Origin of the sequence: Geobacillus zalihae NBRC 101842 (assembly GCF_001544135.1) — a bacterium.
In the GTDB taxonomy this organism is placed as follows: domain Bacteria; phylum Bacillota; class Bacilli; order Bacillales; family Anoxybacillaceae; genus Geobacillus; species Geobacillus zalihae.
In genome coordinates this window covers 275,913-297,533 of sequence record NZ_BCPV01000001.1, presented here as the reverse complement: position 1 = coordinate 297,533, position 21,621 = coordinate 275,913, and the positions used below count along the sequence as shown (strand labels likewise).

19 protein-coding genes and 1 other annotated feature are annotated in these 21,621 nt (G+C 55.3%); of the genes, 17 read left to right on the top strand and 2 right to left on the bottom strand.

Annotation, left to right across the window (positions count from 1 at the left end):
- Positions 1-8: 8 nt before the first annotated feature.
- Genes ruvB through yajC form a run of 5 tightly spaced genes read left to right on the top strand, consistent with a single transcriptional unit; the run spans position 9 to position 3,713 of the window.
- Positions 9-1,010, top strand: a complete 1,002-nt coding sequence (ruvB, locus tag GZ1_RS01560) for a Holliday junction branch migration DNA helicase RuvB (protein WP_060787753.1) — start codon at positions 9-11, stop codon at positions 1,008-1,010.
- A complete protein-coding gene (locus GZ1_RS01555) occupies positions 1,007-1,213 on the top strand; it encodes a DUF2905 domain-containing protein (protein WP_011232066.1) in 207 nt (68 codons plus the stop codon). Before ruvB ends, GZ1_RS01555 begins: the two co-directional genes overlap by 4 nt.
- 15 nt (positions 1,214-1,228) lie before the next feature.
- A complete protein-coding gene (queA, locus tag GZ1_RS01550; protein WP_020756202.1) occupies positions 1,229-2,257 on the top strand; it encodes a tRNA preQ1(34) S-adenosylmethionine ribosyltransferase-isomerase QueA in 1,029 nt (342 codons plus the stop codon).
- Between the two features lie 17 nt (positions 2,258-2,274).
- A complete protein-coding gene (tgt, locus tag GZ1_RS01545) occupies positions 2,275-3,417 on the top strand; it encodes a tRNA guanosine(34) transglycosylase Tgt (RefSeq protein ID WP_060787735.1) in 1,143 nt (380 codons plus the stop codon).
- 23 nt (positions 3,418-3,440) lie between these two features.
- Positions 3,441-3,713, top strand: coding sequence for a preprotein translocase subunit YajC (gene yajC, locus GZ1_RS01540; RefSeq protein WP_060787734.1), 273 nt, complete (start codon positions 3,441-3,443; stop codon positions 3,711-3,713).
- 163 nt (positions 3,714-3,876) lie between these two features.
- On the opposite strand, the gene GZ1_RS01535 is transcribed toward yajC, so the two are convergent.
- Entirely contained in the window at positions 3,877-4,260 is a 384-nt protein-coding gene (locus GZ1_RS01535; RefSeq protein WP_033006360.1) for a TIGR04086 family membrane protein, read from the bottom strand.
- Positions 4,261-4,326: 66 nt separating this feature from the next.
- Positions 4,327-5,889 (bottom strand): stage V sporulation protein B, encoded by a 1,563-nt coding sequence (gene spoVB / locus GZ1_RS01530; RefSeq protein ID WP_060787733.1) that lies wholly within the window; start codon positions 5,887-5,889, stop codon positions 4,327-4,329.
- Between the two features lie 111 nt (positions 5,890-6,000).
- Between spoVB and GZ1_RS01525 the strand changes: the two genes are divergently transcribed.
- The 12 genes from GZ1_RS01525 to aspS all read left to right on the top strand — a co-directional run bounded on the left by GZ1_RS01525 (position 6,001) and on the right by aspS (position 21,589).
- Entirely contained in the window at positions 6,001-6,288 is a 288-nt protein-coding gene (locus tag GZ1_RS01525) for a post-transcriptional regulator (protein ID WP_013144637.1), read from the top strand.
- A gap of 112 nt (positions 6,289-6,400) precedes the next feature.
- Complete coding sequence (gene secDF, locus GZ1_RS01520; RefSeq protein WP_060787732.1) at positions 6,401-8,653, top strand: protein translocase subunit SecDF; 2,253 nt, start codon at positions 6,401-6,403, stop codon at positions 8,651-8,653.
- A 143-nt stretch (positions 8,654-8,796) separates the two neighbouring features.
- On the top strand, positions 8,797-9,699 hold the full coding sequence (locus tag GZ1_RS01515; protein WP_041468708.1) for a cation diffusion facilitator family transporter: 903 nt from the start codon (positions 8,797-8,799) through the stop codon (positions 9,697-9,699).
- Between the two features lie 57 nt (positions 9,700-9,756).
- The gene (gene recJ / locus GZ1_RS01510; protein WP_060787752.1) at positions 9,757-12,123 is read left to right on the top strand and encodes a single-stranded-DNA-specific exonuclease RecJ; all 2,367 of its coding nucleotides are present in this window, start codon (positions 9,757-9,759) and stop codon (positions 12,121-12,123) included.
- A complete protein-coding gene (locus GZ1_RS01505) occupies positions 12,114-12,626 on the top strand; it encodes an adenine phosphoribosyltransferase (protein WP_013144641.1) in 513 nt (170 codons plus the stop codon). The genes recJ and GZ1_RS01505 overlap by 10 nt, the downstream gene beginning before the upstream one ends.
- A 148-nt stretch (positions 12,627-12,774) precedes the next feature.
- Entirely contained in the window at positions 12,775-14,973 is a 2,199-nt protein-coding gene (locus tag GZ1_RS01500) for a RelA/SpoT family protein (protein ID WP_011232055.1), read from the top strand.
- Positions 14,974-14,996: 23 nt separating this feature from the next.
- Positions 14,997-15,455, top strand: a complete 459-nt coding sequence (gene dtd / locus GZ1_RS01495) for a D-aminoacyl-tRNA deacylase (RefSeq protein WP_011232054.1) — start codon at positions 14,997-14,999, stop codon at positions 15,453-15,455.
- Between the two features lie 81 nt (positions 15,456-15,536).
- Entirely contained in the window at positions 15,537-15,710 is a 174-nt protein-coding gene (locus GZ1_RS19140) for a hypothetical protein (protein ID WP_020756192.1), read from the top strand.
- A gap of 234 nt (positions 15,711-15,944) precedes the next feature.
- Positions 15,945-16,508: an alkyl hydroperoxide reductase subunit C gene (gene ahpC / locus GZ1_RS01490; protein ID WP_011232052.1), complete on the top strand. Its 564-nt coding sequence runs from the start codon at positions 15,945-15,947 to the stop codon at positions 16,506-16,508.
- 14 nt (positions 16,509-16,522) lie between these two features.
- Positions 16,523-18,052 carry an alkyl hydroperoxide reductase subunit F gene (gene ahpF / locus GZ1_RS01485; protein ID WP_011232051.1) on the top strand — a complete coding sequence of 510 codons (1,530 nt, stop codon included), beginning with the start codon at positions 16,523-16,525 and terminating at the stop codon, positions 18,050-18,052.
- A 201-nt stretch (positions 18,053-18,253) separates the two neighbouring features.
- Positions 18,254-18,485: a binding site (T-box leader), on the top strand.
- A gap of 46 nt (positions 18,486-18,531) precedes the next feature.
- On the top strand, positions 18,532-19,812 hold the full coding sequence (hisS, locus tag GZ1_RS01480) for a histidine--tRNA ligase (RefSeq protein WP_033006345.1): 1,281 nt from the start codon (positions 18,532-18,534) through the stop codon (positions 19,810-19,812).
- A gap of 4 nt (positions 19,813-19,816) precedes the next feature.
- Positions 19,817-21,589: an aspartate--tRNA ligase gene (aspS, locus tag GZ1_RS01475; RefSeq protein ID WP_060787731.1), complete on the top strand. Its 1,773-nt coding sequence runs from the start codon at positions 19,817-19,819 to the stop codon at positions 21,587-21,589.
- Positions 21,590-21,621 lie beyond the last annotated feature (32 nt).

The window sequence follows — 21,621 nt, the reverse complement described above, 5'->3', positions numbered from 1 at the left end:
GAATGACGGTGAAGGAACGGCTTGTATCCGGGGAGGTCTTAGGGGAAGAGACTGCGCTTGAACCGAGTTTGCGCCCGCAATATTTGCATGAATATATCGGGCAAGATAAGATCAAAGAAAACTTAAAAGTGTTCATTGAAGCGGCCAAGCTCCGCGAAGAGACGCTCGACCATGTGTTGCTGTACGGACCGCCGGGGCTTGGGAAAACGACGCTCGCCGTGATCATCGCCAATGAAATGGGCGTCAAGCTGCGAGCGACATCTGGACCGGCGCTCGAGCGGCCGGGAGATTTGGCGGCGCTTCTCACTTCGCTTGAGCCGGGGGATGTGCTCTTTATTGATGAGATCCACCGGCTGCCGCGGGCGGTGGAAGAGGTGCTCTATCCGGCGATGGAAGATTATTGCTTAGATATCGCGATTGGCAAAGGGCCGGATGCGCGCACGCTTCGCCTCGACTTGCCGCCATTTACGCTCGTTGGGGCGACGACGAGAGCCGGGGCGCTGTCGGCGCCGCTGCGCGACCGGTTTGGTGTCATCAGCCGGCTCGAATACTATCACGTCGACCAACTCGCCCAAATCATTGAGCGGGCGGCGGCCATCTTGCAAATCGGCATCGAGCGCGAAGCGGCGCTTGAGCTTGCCCGTCGGGCGCGCGGCACCCCGCGCATCGCCAATCGGCTGCTCCGCCGCGTTCGCGATTTTGCCCAAGTGCGCGGGGACGGCGAAATTACCCTGCCGCTCGCTGTTGAGGCGCTCGAGCGGCTGCAGGTCGACCGGCTCGGGCTTGATCACATTGACCATAAGCTGCTTTTAGCGATCATTGAGAAGTTCGCCGGCGGCCCGGTCGGGCTTGAAACAATGGCGGCGGTGATCGGGGAAGAGGCGCAGACGATTGAAGAAGTGTATGAACCGTATTTGCTGCAAATCGGTTTGCTGCAGCGGACGCCGCGCGGGCGCGTCGTCACGCCGGCTGCGTACACCCATTTAGGAATGGAGGTTCCGAAGCGGTGAACAGCTTGCCAAAGTTGATCATGACGATCGGCGTTGTGCTCATCATGGTCGGGTTTGTCATGCAGTTTGTCAAACTCGGCCGCTTGCCGGGGGATATCGTCATCCGCAAAGGGAATATGACGTTTTATTTTCCCGTTGTGACATCCATCTTGCTGAGCGTTGTGTTATCGTTGATTTTTTACGTGCTCGGACGATTTCGCTGAAGAAAGGAGAACTGCATGAAAGTCGATTTGTTTGATTTTCATTTGCCGGAAGAGTTGATTGCGCAAACGCCGCTTCCAGACCGGGCGGCATCAAGGCTCATGGTGCTCGATAAACGAACGGGCGCCATTCGCCATGAAACGTTTCGCAACATTATTTCGTACTTGAATCCGGGCGACTGCCTCGTTTTAAACGATACGCGCGTCATGCCGGCGCGGCTTTACGGCGAAAAAGAGGAAACGGGCGGAACAGTCGAAGTGCTGCTGTTAAAGCAATTGGACGGCGACCGTTGGGAGACGCTCGTTAAGCCGGGCAAACGGGTCAAGCCGGGGACGAAGCTCACCTTTGGCGAGGGGAAGCTTGAAGCCGTCTGCCTCGATACGCTGGAACACGGCGGGCGAGTGCTTGAGTTTTCGTATGACGGCCTGTTTTATGAAGTATTGGCCGAACTTGGGGAGATGCCGCTGCCCCCGTACATTAAAGAAAAGCTTGACGACCCGGAACGGTATCAGACGGTGTACGCCCGTGAAATTGGTTCGGCAGCGGCGCCAACCGCCGGTTTGCATTTCACCGAAGAGCTGCTTGACGCCATTCGCGAAAAAGGGGTGCATATCGTCTTCATCACCCTTCATGTCGGGCTTGGCACGTTTCGGCCGGTGCAAGTGGACGACGTCGAGAAGCACGATATGCACGCCGAATTTTATCAAATGAGCGAGGAAACGGCTGAGACGTTAAACCGTGTCCGGAATCAAGGCGGCCGCATCATCGCCGTCGGCACGACGTCGACACGGACGCTCGAGACGATCGCCGGCAAACATAACGGCCGATTTGTTGCAGAAAGCGGCTGGACCGACATTTTCATCTATCCGGGCTATGAGTTCAAAGGGATTGATGGGCTGGTGACGAACTTCCACCTGCCGAAATCGACGCTCATCATGCTCGTGAGTGCGCTCGCCGGGCGCGAAAATATTTTGCACGCGTATCAAGTAGCGGTCAAAGAGCGATACCGCTTTTTCAGCTTCGGTGATGCGATGCTCATCATTTGAGAAAGGAGACGAGCACGTTGACGACACCGATTCGCTTTGAACTGATCAAAACGTGCCGGCAGACGGGCGCGCGCCTTGGCATCCTCCATACGCCGCACGGCTCGTTTGAAACGCCGATGTTTATGCCGGTTGGGACGCTCGCCACGGTCAAGACGCTGTCGCCGGAAGAGCTGAAGACAATGGGGGCCGGCGTCATTTTAAGCAACACCTATCATCTTTGGCTGCGCCCGGGGCATGACATTGTCGCGGAAGCGGGCGGGTTGCATGCGTTTATGAATTGGGATCGCGGCATTTTGACGGATTCCGGCGGCTTCCAAGTGTTCAGCCTCAGCGAATTCCGCCGCATCGAGGAAGAAGGCGTCTATTTCCGCAACCATTTAAACGGCGATAAGCTGTTTTTATCGCCGGAAAAAGCAGTCGAAATTCAAAATGCGCTTGGCGCCGACATCATCATGGCGTTTGATGAGTGCCCGCCGTATCCGGCGACGTATGAATACATGAAACAGTCCATCGAGCGGACGAGCCGTTGGGCGGAGCGCTGCTTGAAGGCGCACCGCCGCCCGAATGAGCAAGGGCTGTTTGGCATCGTCCAAGGCGGCGAGTATGAGGAGTTGCGCCGGCAGAGCGCCCGCGATTTAGTGTCGCTCGATTTTCCCGGCTATGCGGTCGGCGGATTGTCGGTCGGCGAGCCGAAGGAGGTCATGAATCGGGTGCTTGAGTTTACGACGCCGCTTCTGCCGGCGGACAAGCCCCGCTATTTAATGGGCGTCGGTTCGCCGGATTCGCTCATCGACGGGGCGATCCGCGGCATCGACATGTTCGACTGCGTATTGCCGACGCGCATCGGCCGCAACGGGACGGTGATGACGAGCGAAGGACGGGTGGTGATCAAAAATGCCCAGTACGCTCGCGACTTCTCGCCGCTCGATCCGAACTGCGACTGCTACACGTGCCGGAACTATACGCGCGCGTACATCCGCCATCTCATCAAATGTGATGAAACATTTGGCATCCGCCTCACGTCTTACCATAACGTCTATTTTTTGATAAAATTGATGGAGCAGGTGAGACAAGCGATCCGCGAAGATCGACTCGCCGATTTCCGTGAGGAATTTTTCGAACGCTACGGCTTCAACAAGCCGAATGCAAAAAACTTTTGACGACCGGAAAGGAGGGGGATTGCATGAACGCAGCGATCGCCAATTTGTTGTCGATTGTGCTGTTTTTTGTGATTTTCTACTTTTTGTTCATTCGCCCGCAACAAAAACGGCAACGCGCCATCCAGCAAATGCAGGCGAACTTGAAAAAAGGTGACAAAATCGTCACGATCGGTGGATTGCACGGCATCATCGACTCGGTCGATGAGGACAAAATCATCGTTCGCGCCGGCGACGGCACGCGGTTGACGTTCGACCGCTCTGCGGTAAGAGAAGTGGTGGCGGAAAGCAAGGCGTAGCGAAAGCGCGGCCATCGGCGTCTAAGCTTGAGCGCCGATTTGAACGGCGGTGTGAAAAGCGCGAGCGAGACGCAATCTCGTTTCTTACCATCGCGCTCTCCATCACAAAAGGTGTCCCGTTTGCTTTGAGGACACCTTTTGCTTTTGCGCTGGTTTGTCGTTTTTACGTCCGTTCATAGCGCGACGATGACAAATTGACCCCGACGATGCCGCCTAAGGAAGCAGCAGCGAAAAAGGCAAGGTGGTACAGCCATTGTTCGACGGTAAACGATTTTTCCATGCCAAGAAATTGAAACAAAAAGATGATCGCCGTAAATAAGAGGCCGGTCAGCCCGCCAGCGAGCCATCCTTTTTCTTGGCTTTTTCCGCCGGCGACAACGCCGCCGATAAACAGCGAGACAACCGAGGCGGCAAACACGATCCAGGTGAGCGACGATTCGTGAATGTCCGTCCATTTGAGCAACAACGAAAAAATGAAGCTGACGAGCGCCGCCAACACAAAAACTGTGGCGATTCCATACACCAGTGCGCTGCCAAGCCGTGACACCGCGATCCCTCCTTGGCCCAAACGCTTTTTACCACAATATATTCACCGCCGGACAGGTTTAGACGTTTATTTTCGCTTGTTTTTGCCGGCCAGCCAGTGCAGCCCCGGAAGGTAGACGAGCTCTTCGCGCCGGATGAGCCGGAACAGAACGAGGCAGGCGGCATATAGGGCGGCTGTCGCGGCCATGGCAAGCAGCGTCCAAAGCGGTGCGGGCACCGCCAAAAGCGGATGGCGGGAGAGCGCATAGCCGATTGCGCCCGCAGCGATGATGGCGCCAAGCGCTTTGATGTACTCGCGCGCATCGATGGAAAAAGACACCACCTTGACGACCGTGGCAAAGTGAAGCAACGTCACAAGAACGGTGCTGACTGCAGTCGCCAGCGCCGCGCCCATAATGCCCAAACTTGGACGGGAAGCAAGGACGAAGATGCACACGAGCTTCACCACTGCTCCGATCAAGCTGTTCGTCATGGCGGCGTTCGCCAAGTCCAGTCCTTGCAAGACCGCCTGCAGCGGGCCTTGGAAATAATACAATAAGAAAAACGGCGCCATCACTTGAATAAAGATCGCGGCTTCACTTGTGCCGTACATCCAGCGCATGAGCGGCTCGGCGAACAAGTAAAGAACGACGGTGGAAAGGCCGCCGGTGACAAGCGACAAGCGCATCGCCTGGGCGATCCGGTATTCGACCAAAAGCAGCTTGCGTTGCGCCATGGCTTCGCTGATGGCCGGCACCAGGGCGGTCGAAAGCGCGTACGTAATAAACGACGGCAACGTCAACAACGGCAGCGCGTAGCCGACAAGCTGTCCGTATTGCCTTGTGGCAGTGGAGGCGGCGATGCCGGCCAATGCCAAGCTGTTGGCGACGACGATTGGCTCAAAAAACCAAGAAAGCGAGCCGATCAAACGGCCGCCGGTCGTCGGCAAGGCAATGCGCATGAGGCGGACGAACGTCTCTTTGCCGGCTTGGACGTAGTGAAAAAACTTTGTCCGCAGGCGAATCGATTTTTTAACCTTAAATAAAAACAGCAAATACAATAATGCTGCCAGCTCGCCGAGAACGGAAGACGCCATGGCGCCGGCGGCGGCATACTCGACGCCGTACGGCAAAAGCGGCTGTGTGCATAAAGCGATCAAGCTGATGCGGACGATTTGTTCCATCAAGAGCGAGTAGGCGTACGGTTTCATTTGCTGGCGTCCTTGAAAGTAGCCGCGCAGCACCGAAGAGATGGCGACGATCGGCACAATTGGAGCGATGGCAAGAAGCGGATAGTACGTGCGCGGGTCGGTGAACATCGTCCGGGAGAGCCATGGCGCGGCGGCGAGGAACACCGGCAAAAAGACAACGCTGAGTCCCCCGGTCGTCGCGAGCGATACGACAAGAATTTTTTTCACCCGTTGCCGGTCGCCGGCCGCCTCTGCTTCGGCGACGAGTTTGGAAATGGCGACCGGCAGCCCGATCTGCGTCGCGGTAATCGCTAAAACGAGCGTCGGCACGGCCATCATGTACAGCCCGACTCCTTCATCGCCGATCATGCGGGCGACGACAATTCGGTTGATGAAGCCGAGAATTTTCGTAATAAAGCCAGCGGCGATTAAAATGACCGTACCTTGTAAAAATTTAGACATTTTCTCCCCCTGCCTTCTCAAATGCCTCCATCTTTTATACAATATATGCAAGGCCCATGGCCAAGCATGACAAGATTGGCAGGCGGCAATGGATACAAGGGGGGATGGGGGATGGAGGAAAACCGGAAGTTGCGCGAACAGCTCATGCCGGCGCTCGAGTCGAAGTGCGATGAGTTTCGTCTTCTCGGCTATACGCAAGTGACGATGGACGGGCTGTGGGAATGTTTATGTTCCCGCAAGTGGAAGCATCGGCCGGCGGAAAAAAAACTGCATGAGTTGGTCAGCGACATTTTCTCTCTTTCGCCGAGCGAGTATATGATGTTTTTGACGATGCGTTCGTATAAGCAGCAGGCGGCCGGCGATGATGAGTTGGAGCGGGTTTTAAAGGAGTTGTTATAGTGGAAAATTGACACTTGCCGGCTGCTGTTTCATAATGGAAGGCGAGGCCAATGTTTTGCTTGGCGCTGCGGCGGACGGCGCCGAGGCAAGTTGAAGGAGGATCTTAAGGAGAATGGTAAAACGAAGCCGCATCGTCGCCTTTTTTCTGCTCCTGCTTTTGTTCGCCGGAGTGATGGGGCCGACGATTCAAGGAATTGTACATAACATCAAACTGGGCCTTGACTTGCAAGGCGGTTTTGAAGTGCTGTATGAAGTGAAGCCGGCCAAAAAAGGCGATAAGATTGATCAAGAGACGCTGCAAAGCACCGTCAGCGCGCTGAATAAACGGATCAACGTCCTTGGTGTCAGCGAGCCGCGCGTTGACATCGAGGGAGGAAACCGCATCCGCGTCCAGCTCGCCGGGGTGAAAGACCAAAATGAGGCGCGCGAAATTTTGTCCACGCAGGCGAAATTGACGTTCCGCGATGTCAATGACAACGTGCTTATGGACGGAAGCGACCTCGTCCAAGGCGGAGCGAAGCTGTCGTTTGATGAAAACGGCCGGCCGAGCGTCGCTCTGAAATTGAAAGACGCCGACAAGTTCCGCCAGGTGACGGAAAAAGTATATAAAATGGGGCCGCCAAACAACATTTTAGTCATTTGGCTCGATTTTAAAGAAGGGGTGGACTCCTACCGGAAAGAAGCGGGCAAAGCGGATCCGAAATTTATTTCCGCCGCTTCAGTCAACCAAGTGTTCAATCAGACGGATGTGTCGATCGTCGGCAATTTTACGGTCAAAGAAGCGCAACAGCTGGCCGATTTGCTCAATGCCGGCGCGCTGCCGGTCGAGCTGCATGAAATTTACTCCACGTCCGTCGGCGCTCAGTTTGGGAAAAACGCCCTGCAAAAAACGGTGTTGGCCGGCATCATCGGTGTGGCGGCGATCTTCTTGTTCATGATTTGGTTTTACCGGCTTCCCGGGATCATCGCCGTCATTACGCTGTCGGTATACATTTATTTGATTTTGCTTTTGTTTGATTGGATGAACGTCGTGATGACGCTGCCGGGCATTGCCGCCCTTATTTTAGGGGTTGGGATGGCGGTCGATGCCAACATTATTACGTACGAACGGATCAAAGAGGAGCTGAAGCTCGGCAAGTCGATGCTGTCGGCGTTCCGTGCTGGCAACCGCGGGTCGTTTGCGACGATTTTTGACGCCAACCTTACGACGATCATCGCCGGCGCTGTTCTTTTTATTTACGGGACAAGCTCGGTGAAAGGGTTTGCGACGACGCTCATCATCAGCATCGTCGTCAGCTTTCTCACCGCCGTTTACGGCACGCGGCTGTTGCTCGGACTGCTTGTGTCAAGCCGCTGGCTCGATAAAAAGCCGGAGTGGTTTGGCGTCAAAAAGTCGGAAATCTTAAACATTGCCGAAACGACCGAGGAAACGGAAGTGCCGACGAAGTTTGACCGCTGGGATTTTGTCAAACATAGCCAAAAGTTTTTCATTTTCTCTGGCGCATTGACGATCGCCGGCGTCATCTCGTTGTTTGCCCTGGGGCTGAATCTTGGCATTGACTTCACGAGCGGAACGCGCGTTGAGGTGACGAGCAGCCAGCCGATCGATGCAAAAGAGTTGAGCGGCTATTTCGAGCGGCTCGGCTACAAGCCGGAAGATGTCGTCCTGTCCGGCACGGATGGGAAAACAGGCGTCGTCCGCTTGATTGGCGTGCTCGATAAGCAAGAAATTGCCAAGCTGAAAAATGAATTGAAGCAAGCGTATGGCAACGAACCAAACATCAGCACCGTCTCTCCGGTCGTCGGCAAGCAGCTGGCCCGCAATGCGCTCATTGCTGTGCTTATTTCATCCATCGGCATCATTCTTTACGTGACGATTCGCTTTGAGTGGCGAATGGCGCTCGCAGCCATTGTCGCCTTATTGCACGATGCGTTTTTTATTATTACCGTGTTCAGCTTGACGCGTCTTGAAGTCGATTTGACATTCATCGCCGCGGTGCTGACGATCATCGGGTACTCGATCAACGATACGATCGTCACGTTTGACCGCATCCGGGATTTGATGAAAAAGCGGAAAGTGAAAACGGTCGACGACTTGAAGCATATCGTCAACCGGGCGTTGCAGCAAACCTTTACGCGCTCGGTCAATACCGTCTTGACCGTCTTGTTTACGGTCATCGCGTTGCTCATCTTTGGCAGCGAAGCGATCCGCAATTTCAACCTCGCCTTGCTCGTTGGACTTGTGTGCGGCGTCTATTCGTCGCTTTGCATCGCTTCTCAGCTTTGGGTCGTTTGGAAAGGACAGGAGCTCAAAAAAGGGAAAGGAGCCAAAAAAGCGGCGGCCGAGGCCGAACCGCAGGTGTAACAGCGCGCCGGAAAAGTGAATGTGCTTTTCCGGCGCCTTTTTTGTTCGGTGCAATGCTCGGGGCGGAAAATGGATACACTAACCGTCAGATGCAACATAGGCAGCGCGTGAGGCTGCTGAATGCAAAGGTGGGGGAGATGGCCATGGAACACGAACAGCGGTTCAGGCAGGCGAAAACAGCAGCGGTCGTCGGCATCGCCGGCAACATGGCGCTCGCCGTCGTCAAGGCGGCGGTCGGCGTGTGGAGCCAAAGCCAAGCGTTGATCGCTGATGCCGCCCATTCAGCGTCCGATGTTGCCGGCTCGTTCGCCGTTTGGGTCGGACTGCGGGCCGCTGCGCGCCCGCCGGATGAGGATCATCCGTACGGGCATGGGAAAGCGGAATCCATCGCCGCCATTATTGTGGCGGTTCTTCTATTTCTCGTTGGGATCGAGATCGGGCGCTCGGCGTTTCTGTCATTTTTCGCCCCACTGTCGCCGCCCGGGGCGGCCGCCATTTACGTCTTGTTGTTGTCGATTGCTGTCAAAGAAGCGATGTTTCGCTATAAATACCGGCTCGGGAAAAAGCTAAACAGCGATGCGCTGATCATCAACGCCTATGAGCACCGATCGGATGTGTTTTCGTCGTTTGCTGCGCTCATCGGCGTCGGCGCCGCCATTGTCGGTGGAAAATGGGAGATTGACTGGCTTGTATATGCCGACCCGCTCGCCGGATTGTTCGTCTCGCTGCTTGTTCTGAAAATGGCATGGGACCTTGGCCGACAGTCGGTCCATACGGCGATCGACCATGTGCTTCACGAGGAGGAGGCCGGCTATTTGCGCGAGGCGGTCTTGTCCATTCCCGATGTGCGGCAAATCAATGAGCTGCATGCGCGCGAGCACGGCCATTACGTCATCGTCGATTTGAAAATCGCCGTCGATCCGCGATTGACGGTCGAAGAGGGGCACCGGATCGGAAAGAAAGTGAAAGAAAAACTGCTGACGCTGCCGCGCGTCCGCAATGTCATGGTTCACATCAACCCGTACAACCCGGAAAAAAAACCGTAATGTCGTTGCCTGCCCTTTTCTCCTTTTTGTATAATAAGGAGAGTTGAGGTGGGAGACATGTTGAAAGCGAAAACGCGTTGGGAGGTGGAGCGCCTCGATGAGCAGACGGTGAGGCGGCTGGCTGAGGAAGCCGGCGTCACGCCCTTATTGGCGAGGCTTCTCGTCCGCCGCGGGGTGCGGACGGCCTCGGAGGCGGCGGCGTTTCTCAATCCGCTTGAGCAACCGTTTCATGATCCGTTTTTGCTTGACGGGATGGAGCGAGCGATTCAGCGTCTAAAGCGGGCGATCGACGCGGGTGAACGCGTGTTGGTATACGGCGATTACGATGCCGATGGCGTTTGCAGCACGTCGGTGATGGTGAGTGCTCTCAAGGAGGCGGGGGCGTCGGTCGAGTTCTACATTCCGAACCGATTTACGGAAGGATACGGGCCGAACATGGCGGCGTTTCGCTCCGCAAAAGAGCGCGGCGTTTCCGTCATTGTGACCGTCGACAATGGGATTGCGGCGGTCAAGGAAATTGCGGCCGCCAACGAGTGGGGGATGGATGTCATCGTAACGGATCACCACGAGCCAGGTCCGGTGTTGCCGGAGGCGCATGCGATCATTCATCCGAAGCAGCCGGGAAGTACATATCCGTTTCGCGATTTAGCCGGCGTCGGCGTTGCGTTTAAGGTAGCCCATGCCTTGCTTGGGCGGGTGCCGCGCCATTTGCTTGATTTGGTCGCGATCGGCACGATCGCTGATTTGGTTCCGCTTGTTGGGGAAAACCGCCTCTTTGTTGCACACGGGCTTGAAGCGTTGCGAGCGACGGAGCGCATCGGGCTGCGCGCTCTTTTTCGGCAATGCCGCATTGATGCGGCGGCCATCAACGAACAGACGGTCGGATTTGTCATCGCTCCGCGCTTGAACGCGGCGGGGCGCCTCGGCGGCGCCGATCCGGCAGTGGCGCTCTTAATGACGGACGATGAGAACGAAGCGGTGCAGCTGGCGGCGGAGATGGACGAGTTAAACCGCGAACGTCAGCAGCTTGTGGCACAAATCGCTGAAGAAGCGGCGGACATGGTGCGCCGCCAATTTCCTCCTGAGGAACATCGCGTCTTGGTTGTGGCAGGCGAAGGATGGAATGCCGGAGTGGTGGGCATTGTCGCTTCTAAGCTTGTCGAGCAGTTTTACCGCCCGGCGGTCGTGCTTTCCATCGACCGGGAAAAAGGGATCGCCAAAGGGTCAGCCCGCAGCATTCATGGGTTTGACTTATTCGCCAGCCTGTCGCAATGCCGCGACCTGTTGCCGCACTTTGGCGGCCACCCGATGGCGGCGGGGATGACATTGGCGCTTGATGATGTCGAAGAATTGCGGCAACGGCTGAACGCCATCGCCGCCGAAACGTTGTCTGAGGACGATTTTACGCCGCCGACGTTCATCGATGCTTCCTGTTCGATTGCTGAGTTGACGCTCGACGCCGCCCGCGGTCTTGAGCGGTTCGCTCCGTTTGGCGTCGGCAATCCGCGGCCGCTTGTTCTCATTGAAGGGGCGTCCGTTGAAACGATGCGGCGCGTCGGGGCGAACGGAGCCCATATGAAAGCCGTCTTTTCCCAAGACGGGGCCGCGATCGATGCCATCGGCTTCGGCCTCGGGCCGTTATGCGAAGAAATCGCTCCGGATGCGCGCATTTCGGCGGTCGGGGAGCTGTCGGTGAACGAATGGAACGGGTTCGCCAAGCCGCAGCTGTCGTTGTGTGATCTGGCGGTCAGCGACTGCCAGCTGTTTGACGTCCGCGGCTGCCGCGACGTCCGTCCACTTCTTGAGCGGCTGCCAAAAGAGAAGCGGCTAGTCGTCTCCTTTCGCTGCGAAACTGGGCAGCGCCCGGACGTGGCGCCATTTCGCGGGGAGCTTCATTGCGTGCCGACCGAAGAAGAGGCGGGCGCCTTATCGATTGACGACCGCTATGTCGTGCTGCTTGACGTGCCGCCGCGGCTGGCCTTGCTGTCGGCGCTTCTTGGCAGCGGGCGGCCGGCGCGCATTTACGCGGTGTTCGCCCAGCCCGAGGCGCAATTTTTCCGCACGTTTCCGACGCGCGAACATTTTAAATGGTTTTACGCCTTTTTGCATCAACACCGTTCGTTTCCGCTCGCCAAGCGCGGCGGTGAGCTGGCCCGCGCCCGCGGTTGGACGGAAGAGACGGTTCATTTTATGGCGAAAGTATTTTTAGAGCTTGACTTTATCAGCGAACAAAACGGCGTCATTTCGCTCGTTCATCAGCCGGCGAAGCGCGATTTGCACGAATCGCCGACGTACCGCCGGCGGCGGGACGAGCTCGAGGCGGAGCATCAGTTAGTCTATTCCACTTACGAGCAATTGAAACGCTGTTTGGCGGAAATGACACGTTCGCAAACGCACGAGGAGGCAAACGTATCATGGACTTAAAACAATACATTACGATTGTGCCCGATTTCCCGAAGCCGGGCATCATGTTTAAAGATATTACCACGCTGATGGACAACGGTCCGGCGTACAAATACGCGACCGACCAAATTGTTCAATATGCGCGCGAAAAACAAATCGATATCGTCGTTGGTCCGGAAGCGCGCGGCTTTATCATCGGATGCCCAGTCGCCTATGCGCTTGGCGTCGGGTTTGCGCCGGTGCGCAAGGAAGGGAAGCTGCCGCGCGAAGTCGTCCGTGTGGAGTATGGCCTGGAATATGGAACAGATGTCTTGACGATGCATAAAGATGCCATTAAGCCAGGGCAGCGTGTGTTGATCACCGACGATTTGCTCGCGACGGGCGGGACGATGCGGGCGACGATCGATTTGGTGGAACAGCTCGGCGGAGTGGTGGCCGGATTGGCGTTTTTGATTGAGCTCACCGAGCTTGGCGGCCGCAAAAAATTGGAAGGCTACGACATTTTGACGCTGATGCAGTTTTAAACAGTCGACATTGTTCGCATCTTCGGATACAATAAAGAAAAAAGGGGCACTCACACATGAGTGCTCTTTCTTATTAACCGTATGAACGCAACGGACCTCTGCGCTTTGCAGCTTCAATTTTAATCGATTAAAAAGGTGATTCAACCCTATGGCCAATGAACAAGTGCTGACAGCGGAGCAAGTGTTTGAACGAGCGAGCTGTTATTTGTCGGAACAAGACGTCGCCTTTTTGAAAAAGGCGTATGAGTTTGCCAAGCACGCCCATCGCGACCAATTTCGGAAATCGGGCGAACCATACATCATCCATCCGATTCAAGTCGCGGGCATTTTGGTGGACTTAAAGATGGACGCGACAACGATCGCCGCCGGGTTTTTGCATGATGTCATCGAAGACACCGAGGCGACAAAAGAAGACCTCGAGCGCGAGTTCGGCGCGGAAGTGGCGATGCTTGTCGACGGGGTGACGAAGCTTGGGAAAATTAAATATAAATCGCAGGAAGAACAGCAGGCGGAAAACCACCGGAAAATGTTTTTGGCCATGGCGCAAGATATCCGGGTCATTTTGATCAAGCTCGCCGACCGGCTGCACAATATGCGGACATTGAAACATTTGCCGGCCGAAAAACAGCGGCGCATTGCCAATGAGACGCTCGAAATTTTCGCTCCGCTCGCGCATCGGCTCGGCATTTCGAAAATCAAATGGGAGCTTGAGGATACGGCGCTTCGCTATTTAAACCCGCAGCAATATTACCGCATCGTCAATTTAATGAAGAAAAAGCGGGCCGAGCGCGAGCAATATTTGGAGGAAGTCATTCAAGAAGTGCGCGAACGGCTCAACGAAGTGCATATTCCTTGCGAAATTTCCGGGCGTCCGAAACATATTTACAGCATTTATCGAAAAATGGTGATGCAAAATAAACAGTTCAACGAAATTTACGATTTGCTCGCTGTCCGCATCATCGTCAACAGCATCAAAGACTGCTATGCTGTGCTCGGCATTATTCATACATGCTGGAAGCCAATGCCAGGCCGCTTCAAAGACTACATCGCCATGCCGAAGCCGAACATGTACCAATCGCTCCATACGACGGTGATCGGCCCAAAAGGCGAACCGCTTGAGGTGCAAATCCGCACGTTTGAAATGCATCAAATCGCCGAGTTCGGGATCGCCGCCCACTGGGCGTACAAAGAAGGAAAGACGATCAAACCCAACTCGTTTGAAGAAAAGCTGTCTTGGTTTCGGGAAATTTTGGAATGGCAAAACGACGCCAGCAATGCCGAAGAGTTCATGGAATCGCTCAAGATGGATTTGTTTTCCGACATGGTGTTCGTCTTCACGCCAAAGGGCGATGTCATCGAGCTGCCGGCCGGATCGGTGCCAATCGATTTCGCTTACCGCATCCATTCGGAAATCGGCAACAAGACGATCGGGGCGAAAGTCAACGGCAAAATGGTGCCGCTTGACTACAAGCTGCAAACGGGCGACATCGTCGAAATTTTAACTTCCAATCATTCGTACGGTCCGAGCCAAGACTGGCTGAAACTGGCGAAAACGTCGCAGGCGCGCAACAAAATCCGCCAGTTTTTCAAAAAGCAACGGCGCGAAGAAAACATCGAAAAAGGCAAAGAGATGGTGGAAAAAGAGGTGCGCAGCCTCGGCTTTGAGCCGAAAGAAGTGATGACGGCGGACAACGTAAAGCGCGTCGCCGAAAAGTTCAACTTCTCGAACGAAGACGATATGTATGCGGCAGTCGGCTATCATGGCATCACAGCGGCGCAAATCGCCCATCGGTTGACGGAAAAATGGCGAAAGCAGCGCGATCTCGAGGAACAGCAGCGCAAACTGGCCGAAGCGGTCTTCGAAGCCAAGCTGCCAGCTGGCAAAAAGCGCGACTGCGGCATTCGCGTCCAAGGAATGGACAACTTGCTCATCCGTTTGTCGCGCTGCTGCAACCCGGTGCCGGGCGATGAAATTATCGGCTTCATTACCCGCGGCCGCGGCATTTCCGTCCACCGCGCCGATTGCCCGAACGTCAAGACCGAAGAAGCGGCCGATCGGTTGATTGCCGTAGAATGGGAGAGCGGAGCAAACGGCGAGCGTGAATATAACGTGGACATTGAGATCACCGGATTTGACCGCCGCGGTTTGCTGAATGAGGTGCTGCAGGCGGTGAATGAAACGCGCACCGATATTTCCGCCGTCTCGGGACGCTCAGACCACCGACATAAAATTGCGACGATCCATATGACAATCGCCATTCATAATTTGAGCCACTTGCAAAAAGTCGTCGAACGAATCAAACAAATTCCCGACATTTATTCCGTCCAGCGCTTGATGAACAACTAAGGGCGGCGAAAGGAGGGATGCAAGTGAGAGCGGTCATCCAGCGGGCGAAAGAGGCAAAAGTCACCGTCGGCGGCGAAGTCGTTGGTGCCATTGATGCGGGTTTTGTCGTCCTTCTTGGCATCACGCATGAAGATACAGAAGACGATGCTGCCTATTTGGCTGAGAAAATCGCTCATTTGCGCGTTTTTGAAGATGAAGACGGAAAAATGAACCGCTCCTTGCTTGACGTCGGCGGGGCGGTGCTGTCGGTGTCGCAGTTCACCCTTTACGGCGACTGCCGAAAAGGCCGGCGCCCGAACTTTATGGCGGCGGCCAAGCCCGACCATGCCTTGCCGCTGTATGAGGCGTTCAACGCCGCTTTGCGCGAAAGAGGCGTTCATGTAGAAACCGGCGTATTCGGTGCGATGATGGACGTATCGCTCACAAACGACGGGCCAGTCACCTTGATCATCGACAGCAGCGAGAAACTGGGAAACAGATGAAGTTTCCCGGTTTCTTTTTTATTTTCGGCGAAAAATGGGAAAGATGAAAACAAGTGCGGCGATAGAGAAAGGAGGAGCGCGATGCGGCAAACCAAAAGAGGCGAGCAGGCGCACCGGACAAACGATGTGCTGTCCGTCGACTTTCACGAATGGGTGCGGCTCGAGGCCCAATATAGAGCGTTTGAGTTGGCATCCGAATTCGGTGTGGCGCCGAAAGACGTACAAATGTTGAAAAAACAGCAGCCCCGCCCGTAAACATGGCGAGTTGGAAGGAGCGCACGGGGCGTGTGGATGTTTCGTGGGCCTAGGCGGTGTGGCCGTTCAGACGAAACAGCTGCGAATGAGCGCTGCGCATCCGCTCAACACTGATCCAGCTCGGTAGAGGAAAAAATCCATTGCATATGTATTGACAAACATATGCCCCTATATGATAATAAGTATTGGTTTAAAATTATTATAAATTAACAGTCGCAGGAGGTAGATGAAGCAATGTCTTTGGTTGGGAAAAAAGTACAACCATTCCGTGCCCAAGCGTATCACAACGGCGAATTCATCGAAGTGACAGAGCAAGACTTCATGGGGAAATGGAGCATCGTTTGCTTCTATCCAGCGGACTTTACGTTCGTCTGCCCGACGGAGCTCGAAGATTTGCAAGATCACTACGCGACGTTTAAAGAACTTGGCGTGGAAGTGTACTCGGTTTCGACCGACACTCACTTTACTCATAAAGCATGGCACGATACATCGCCAGCCATCAGCAAAATCGAATACGTGATGATTGGCGATCCTTCGCATCAACTGTCGCGCATGTTTGATGTGCTCGATGAAGAACAAGGATTGGCGCAGCGCGGCACGTTCATCATCGATCCAGACGGCGTCATTCAAGCGGTGGAAATCAATGCGGACGGCATCGGCCGCAACGCCAGCACGCTGATTGATAAAATTAAAGCGGCCCAATATGTGCGCAACCATCCGGGTGAAGTCTGCCCGGCGAAATGGAAAGAAGGAGCGGAAACGCTGAAGCCAAGCCTAGACCTCGTCGGCAAAATTTAAGGGGGGCTTAGGCGATGCTGCTGGATGCTGACATCAAGGCGCAACTAGCCCAGTATTTGCAATTGCTTGAAAATGATATTGTCTTGACGGTAAGCGCGGGAGACGACAACGTTTCCCGCGATATGCTTGCTTTAATCGATGAATTAACGGCGATGTCGTCGAAAATCAAAGTGGAAAAAGCGAAGCTGGAACGAACGCCAAGCTTCAGCGTCAACCGGGTCGGCGAAAACACCGGCATCACCTTCGCCGGCGTGCCGCTCGGCCATGAATTTACGTCCCTCGTTTTGGCGCTGCTTCAAGTGAGCGGGCGGCCGCCGAAAGTCAGCCAAGACGTCGTGGACCGCATTCAACAAATCAGAGGCAAACATCATTTTGAAACGTACGTCAGCTTGACCTGCCACAACTGCCCGGACGTCGTGCAAGCGCTCAACATTATGAGCGTGTTGAACCCAGATATTTCGCATACGATGATCGACGGGGCGGCGTTTAAAGAAGAAGCGGAGCAAAAAGGGATTATGGCCGTACCGACGGTGTTTTTAAACGGCAAACTGTTCGCGAGCGGCCGCATGTCGCTTGAAGATATCCTCGCCAAATTAGGGAGTGCTCCGGATGCTTCTTCCTTCGCCGACAAAGAGCCGTTCGACGTGTTGGTGATCGGCGGCGGCCCTGCGGGTGCGACAGCAGCCATTTACGCAGCGCGCAAAGGCATTCGCACTGGGATTGTTGCGGAGCGCTTCGGTGGACAAATTTTAGATACGCTCGGCATTGAAAACTTTATCAGCGTCAAATATACGGAAGGACCGAAGCTTGCGGCCAGCATTGAGGAACATGTGAAGCAATACAACGTCGACATCATGAACTCGCAGCGGGCAAAACGACTCGAGAAAAAAGACTTGATTGAAGTCGAGTTGGAAAACGGCGCCGTGTTGAAAAGCAAAACGGTTGTGATCGCAACGGGCGCCCGTTGGCGCAACCTTGGCGTGCCGGGCGAGGAAGAGTTCAAAAACAAAGGGGTCGCCTATTGCCCGCATTGCGACGGCCCGCTGTTCGAAGGGAAGCACGTGGCGGTCATCGGCGGCGGGAACTCTGGAGTCGAAGCGGCGATTGACCTCGCTGGCATCGCCAGCCATGTGACGCTGCTTGAGTTCGCCCCTGAACTCAAGGCCGATGCTGTTTTGCAAGATCGTTTGTACAGCTTGCCGAACGTAACGGTGATTAAAAACGCGCAAACGACGGAAATCACCGGCACGGACAAAGTCAACGGCTTGACGTACATTGACCGGGAAACAGGGGAAGAACATCATATCGAATTGCAAGGCGTGTTCGTGCAAATCGGCCTTGTTCCGAACACCGAATGGTTGGAAGGAACGGTGGAACGGAATCGCTTCGGTGAAATTATCGTCGATAAACGCGGCGCGACGAACATTGAAGGCGTCTTTGCCGCGGGCGACTGCACGGACAGCGCCTATAAGCAAATCATTATTTCGATGGGCTCGGGTGCAACCGCAGCGTTAAGCGCGTTTGATTATTTGATTCGCCATTAAAGAGAGCCGAAGGTGGACCGCCTCTTCGATCCCATGGAGGGGCGGTTCAATGAATCGGCTCTCTTTTTTTACAACAAGGAGAAAAATGCGATGAGACATCAAGGTTTTTCTCTTTGCGAACAACCATGAATCACAGCTGCTAGGACAACTTGACAAACGGGCGAGATTGTCCGTAATATAAAATTACATCTTTCTCATACGGAACAACCGATGATGGAGAAAAGTAGTTAAGGTCCACATGGCCAGAGAGGAAGCGCCCAAGGCTGCGAGCGCTTCTCCATGATGGCTTAACGAAAGACACTCCGTAGGTTTCCCTTTGAACGCGCTTTGCGCCAGTAAAGGGGAACGTGTGCCATGCGTTAATGGCGACAAGCGGAAGCCGGATCGGCTTCAATTAGGGTGGCACCGCGGGAATGACGCTCTCGTCCCTATCGATCACAGGGACAAGGGCGTTTTATTTTGGGCAAAGGAGGATGAGCATGGCTTTTCAAATTCCAAGAGGGACACAAGATGTGCTGCCGGGTGACTCGGAAAAATGGCAATATGTCGAGCACATTGCCCGCAGCCTCTGCAGCCGGTATGGGTATCAGGAAATCCGGACGCCGATTTTTGAACATACGGAGCTTTTTTTGCGCGGCGTGGGGGATACAACGGACATTGTGCAAAAAGAAATGTACACGTTCGAAGACAAAGGGGGGCGCGCGCTGACGCTCCGCCCGGAAGGAACGGCGCCGGTTGTCAGAGCGTTTGTCGAGCATAAGCTGTACGGCAGTCCGAACCAGCCGCTGAAATTGTATTACAGCGGGCCGATGTTTCGCTACGAGCGTCCGGAAGCGGGACGGTTCCGCCAGTTCGTCCAGTTCGGCGTCGAGGCGCTCGGCAGCAGCGATCCGGCGATTGACGCCGAGGTGATGGCGCTAGCGATGCATATTTACGAAGCGCTTGGCTTAAAACGGATCCGGCTTGTCATTAACAGCTTGGGCGACCTTGACAGCCGCCGGGCGCACCGAGAGGCGCTTGTTCGCCATTTTTCAAACCGCATCCACGAGCTGTGCCCGGACTGCCAGACGAGGCTTCATACGAATCCGCTCCGCATTCTCGACTGCAAAAAAGACCGCGATCATGAGCTGATGGCGACGGCGCCGTCGATTTTAGACTATTTAAATGACGAATCGCGCGCCTATTTTGAGAAAGTGAAACAATACTTGACAGCGCTCGGCATCCCGTTTGTCATCGATGCGCGGCTCGTGCGCGGGCTTGACTATTACAACCACACGACGTTTGAAATTATGAGCGAAGCGGAAGGATTTGGCGCGGCGGCGACGCTGTGCGGCGGCGGGCGTTACAACGGGCTTGTCCAAGAAATCGGCGGTCCGGAGACGCCGGGCATCGGCTTTGCCTTGAGCATCGAGCGGCTGTTGGCCGCCCTTGACGCCGAAGGAGTGGAATTGCCGGTGGAGAGTGGGCTTGACTGCTATGTCGTCGCTGTCGGTGAGCGGGCGAAAGACGAGGCGGTCCGCCTCGTTTATGCATTGCGCCGCTTTGGATTGAGGGTCGATCAAGATTATTTGGGCCGAAAATTGAAGGCGCAGCTGAAGGCCGCCGACCGGCTTGGGGCATCGTTTGTCGCCATTATCGGCGATGAAGAACTCGAGAGACAGGAAGCGGCGGTAAAGCATATGGCGAGCGGCGAGCAAACGAATGTACCGCTCGGCGAGTTGGCGCACTTTTTGCATGAACGGATCGGGAAGGAGGAGTGAGCGAATGGAACGGACGTATTATTGCGGAGAAGTGCCGGAAACGGCCGTCGGCGAGCGCGTCGTGCTCAAAGGCTGGATGCAAAAGCGCCGCGACTTAGGCGGCCTCATTTTCATTGACTTGCGCGACCGAACGGGCATCGTCCAAGTTGTCGCCAGCCCGGACGTGTCGGCTGAAGCGCTGGCGGCAGCGGAGCGCGTGCGGAGCGAATACGTTTTAAGCGTCGAAGGAACGGTCGTCGCCCGCGCGCCCGAGACGGTCAATCCGAACATCGCGACCGGCCGCATTGAAATTCAGGCCGAACGAATCGAGATCATCAACGAGGCAAAAACGCCGCCGTTTTCGATTTCCGATGACACGGATGCGGCGGAAGACGTGCGCTTAAAATATCGGTATTTGGATTTGCGCCGCCCAGTCATGTTTCAAACACTGGCGCTTCGCCACAAAATCACAAAGACGGTGCGCGACTTTTTGGATAGCGAACGCTTTTTGGAAATTGAAACGCCGATGTTGACGAAAAGCACGCCGGAAGGGGCGCGTGACTATTTGGTGCCAAGCCGCGTCCATCCGGGCGAATTTTACGCGTTGCCGCAGTCGCCGCAAATTTTTAAGCAGCTGCTCATGGTCGGCGGCGTGGAACGGTACTACCAAATCGCCCGTTGCTTCCGTGACGAGGATTTGCGCGCCGACCGCCAGCCGGAATTTACGCAAATCGACATCGAAATGTCGTTTATCGAACAAGAGGATATTATCGATTTAACCGAACGGATGATGGCTGCCGTCGTGAAAGCGGCAAAAGGGATCGACATCCCGCGCCCGTTTCCGCGCATCACGTATGACGAGGCGATGAGCCGCTACGGCTCGGACAAGCCGGATATACGCTTTGGCCTCGAGCTCGTCGACGTATCGGAAATCGTTCGTGATTCAGCATTTCAAGTGTTCGCCCGCGCCGTCAAAGAAGGAGGCCAAGTGAAGGCGATCAACGCGAAAGGCGCTGCCCCTCGCTATTCGCGTAAAGATATTGACGCCTTAGGAGAATTTGCCGGCCGCTACGGGGCGAAAGGGCTCGCCTGGCTGAAAGCGGAAGGCGAAGAGCTGAAAGGACCGATCGCCAAGTTTTTCACCGATGAGGAACAGGCGGCGCTGCGTCGAGCGCTTGCTGTCGAAGACGGAGATTTGCTTTTGTTTGTCGCCGACGAAAAAGCGATCGTCGCCGCGGCGCTCGGCGCGTTGCGGCTGAAGCTTGGCAAGGAGCTCGGCTTGATCGACGAAGCGAAGCTCGCGTTTTTGTGGGTGACGGATTGGCCGCTTTTGGAGTATGACGAAGAAGAAGGGCGCTATTACGCCGCCCACCATCCGTTTACGATGCCGGTGCGCGACGACATTCCGCTGTTGGAGACAAACCCAAGCGCCGTCCGCGCGCAGGCGTACGACCTCGTCTTAAATGGCTATGAGCTTGGCGGCGGCTCGCTCCGCATTTTCGAGCGGGACGTGCAAGAAAAAATGTTCCGCGCCTTAGGGTTCAGCGAAGAAGAAGCGCGCCGTCAGTTCGGATTCTTGCTTGAGGCGTTTGAATACGGCACTCCGCCGCACGGCGGCATTGCGCTTGGCCTTGACCGGCTGGTGATGTTGCTCGCTGGGCGCACGAACTTGCGCGATACGATCGCGTTTCCGAAAACGGCGAGCGCGAGCTGCTTGCTTACCGAAGCGCCGGGGCCGGTCAGCGACAAGCAGCTCGAGGAGCTGCACTTGGCGGTTGTGCTTCCGGAAAACGAGTGACAGCGGCATCTGAAAAAGAAACGTTGGCAATA

Bases quoted from the DNA above. Each gene is read 5' to 3' on its own strand.
- queA (WP_020756202.1), top strand. From the start codon at position 1,229: ATGAAAGTCGATTTGTTTGATTTTCATTTGCCGGAAGAGTTGATTGCG.
- yajC (WP_060787734.1), top strand. From the start codon at position 3,441: ATGAACGCAGCGATCGCCAATTTGTTGTCGATTGTGCTGTTTTTTGTG.
- spoVB (WP_060787733.1), bottom strand. From the start codon at position 5,889: ATGTCTAAATTTTTACAAGGTACGGTCATTTTAATCGCCGCTGGCTTT.
- GZ1_RS01525 (WP_013144637.1), top strand. From the start codon at position 6,001: ATGGAGGAAAACCGGAAGTTGCGCGAACAGCTCATGCCGGCGCTCGAG.
- secDF (WP_060787732.1), top strand. From the start codon at position 6,401: ATGGTAAAACGAAGCCGCATCGTCGCCTTTTTTCTGCTCCTGCTTTTG.
- GZ1_RS01515 (WP_041468708.1), top strand. From the start codon at position 8,797: ATGGAACACGAACAGCGGTTCAGGCAGGCGAAAACAGCAGCGGTCGTC.
- recJ (WP_060787752.1), top strand. From the start codon at position 9,757: ATGTTGAAAGCGAAAACGCGTTGGGAGGTGGAGCGCCTCGATGAGCAG.
- GZ1_RS01505 (WP_013144641.1), top strand. From the start codon at position 12,114: ATGGACTTAAAACAATACATTACGATTGTGCCCGATTTCCCGAAGCCG.
- GZ1_RS01500 (WP_011232055.1), top strand. From the start codon at position 12,775: ATGGCCAATGAACAAGTGCTGACAGCGGAGCAAGTGTTTGAACGAGCG.
- GZ1_RS19140 (WP_020756192.1), top strand. From the start codon at position 15,537: ATGCGGCAAACCAAAAGAGGCGAGCAGGCGCACCGGACAAACGATGTG.
- ahpC (WP_011232052.1), top strand. From the start codon at position 15,945: ATGTCTTTGGTTGGGAAAAAAGTACAACCATTCCGTGCCCAAGCGTAT.
- ahpF (WP_011232051.1), top strand. From the start codon at position 16,523: ATGCTGCTGGATGCTGACATCAAGGCGCAACTAGCCCAGTATTTGCAA.
- hisS (WP_033006345.1), top strand. From the start codon at position 18,532: ATGGCTTTTCAAATTCCAAGAGGGACACAAGATGTGCTGCCGGGTGAC.
- aspS (WP_060787731.1), top strand. From the start codon at position 19,817: ATGGAACGGACGTATTATTGCGGAGAAGTGCCGGAAACGGCCGTCGGC.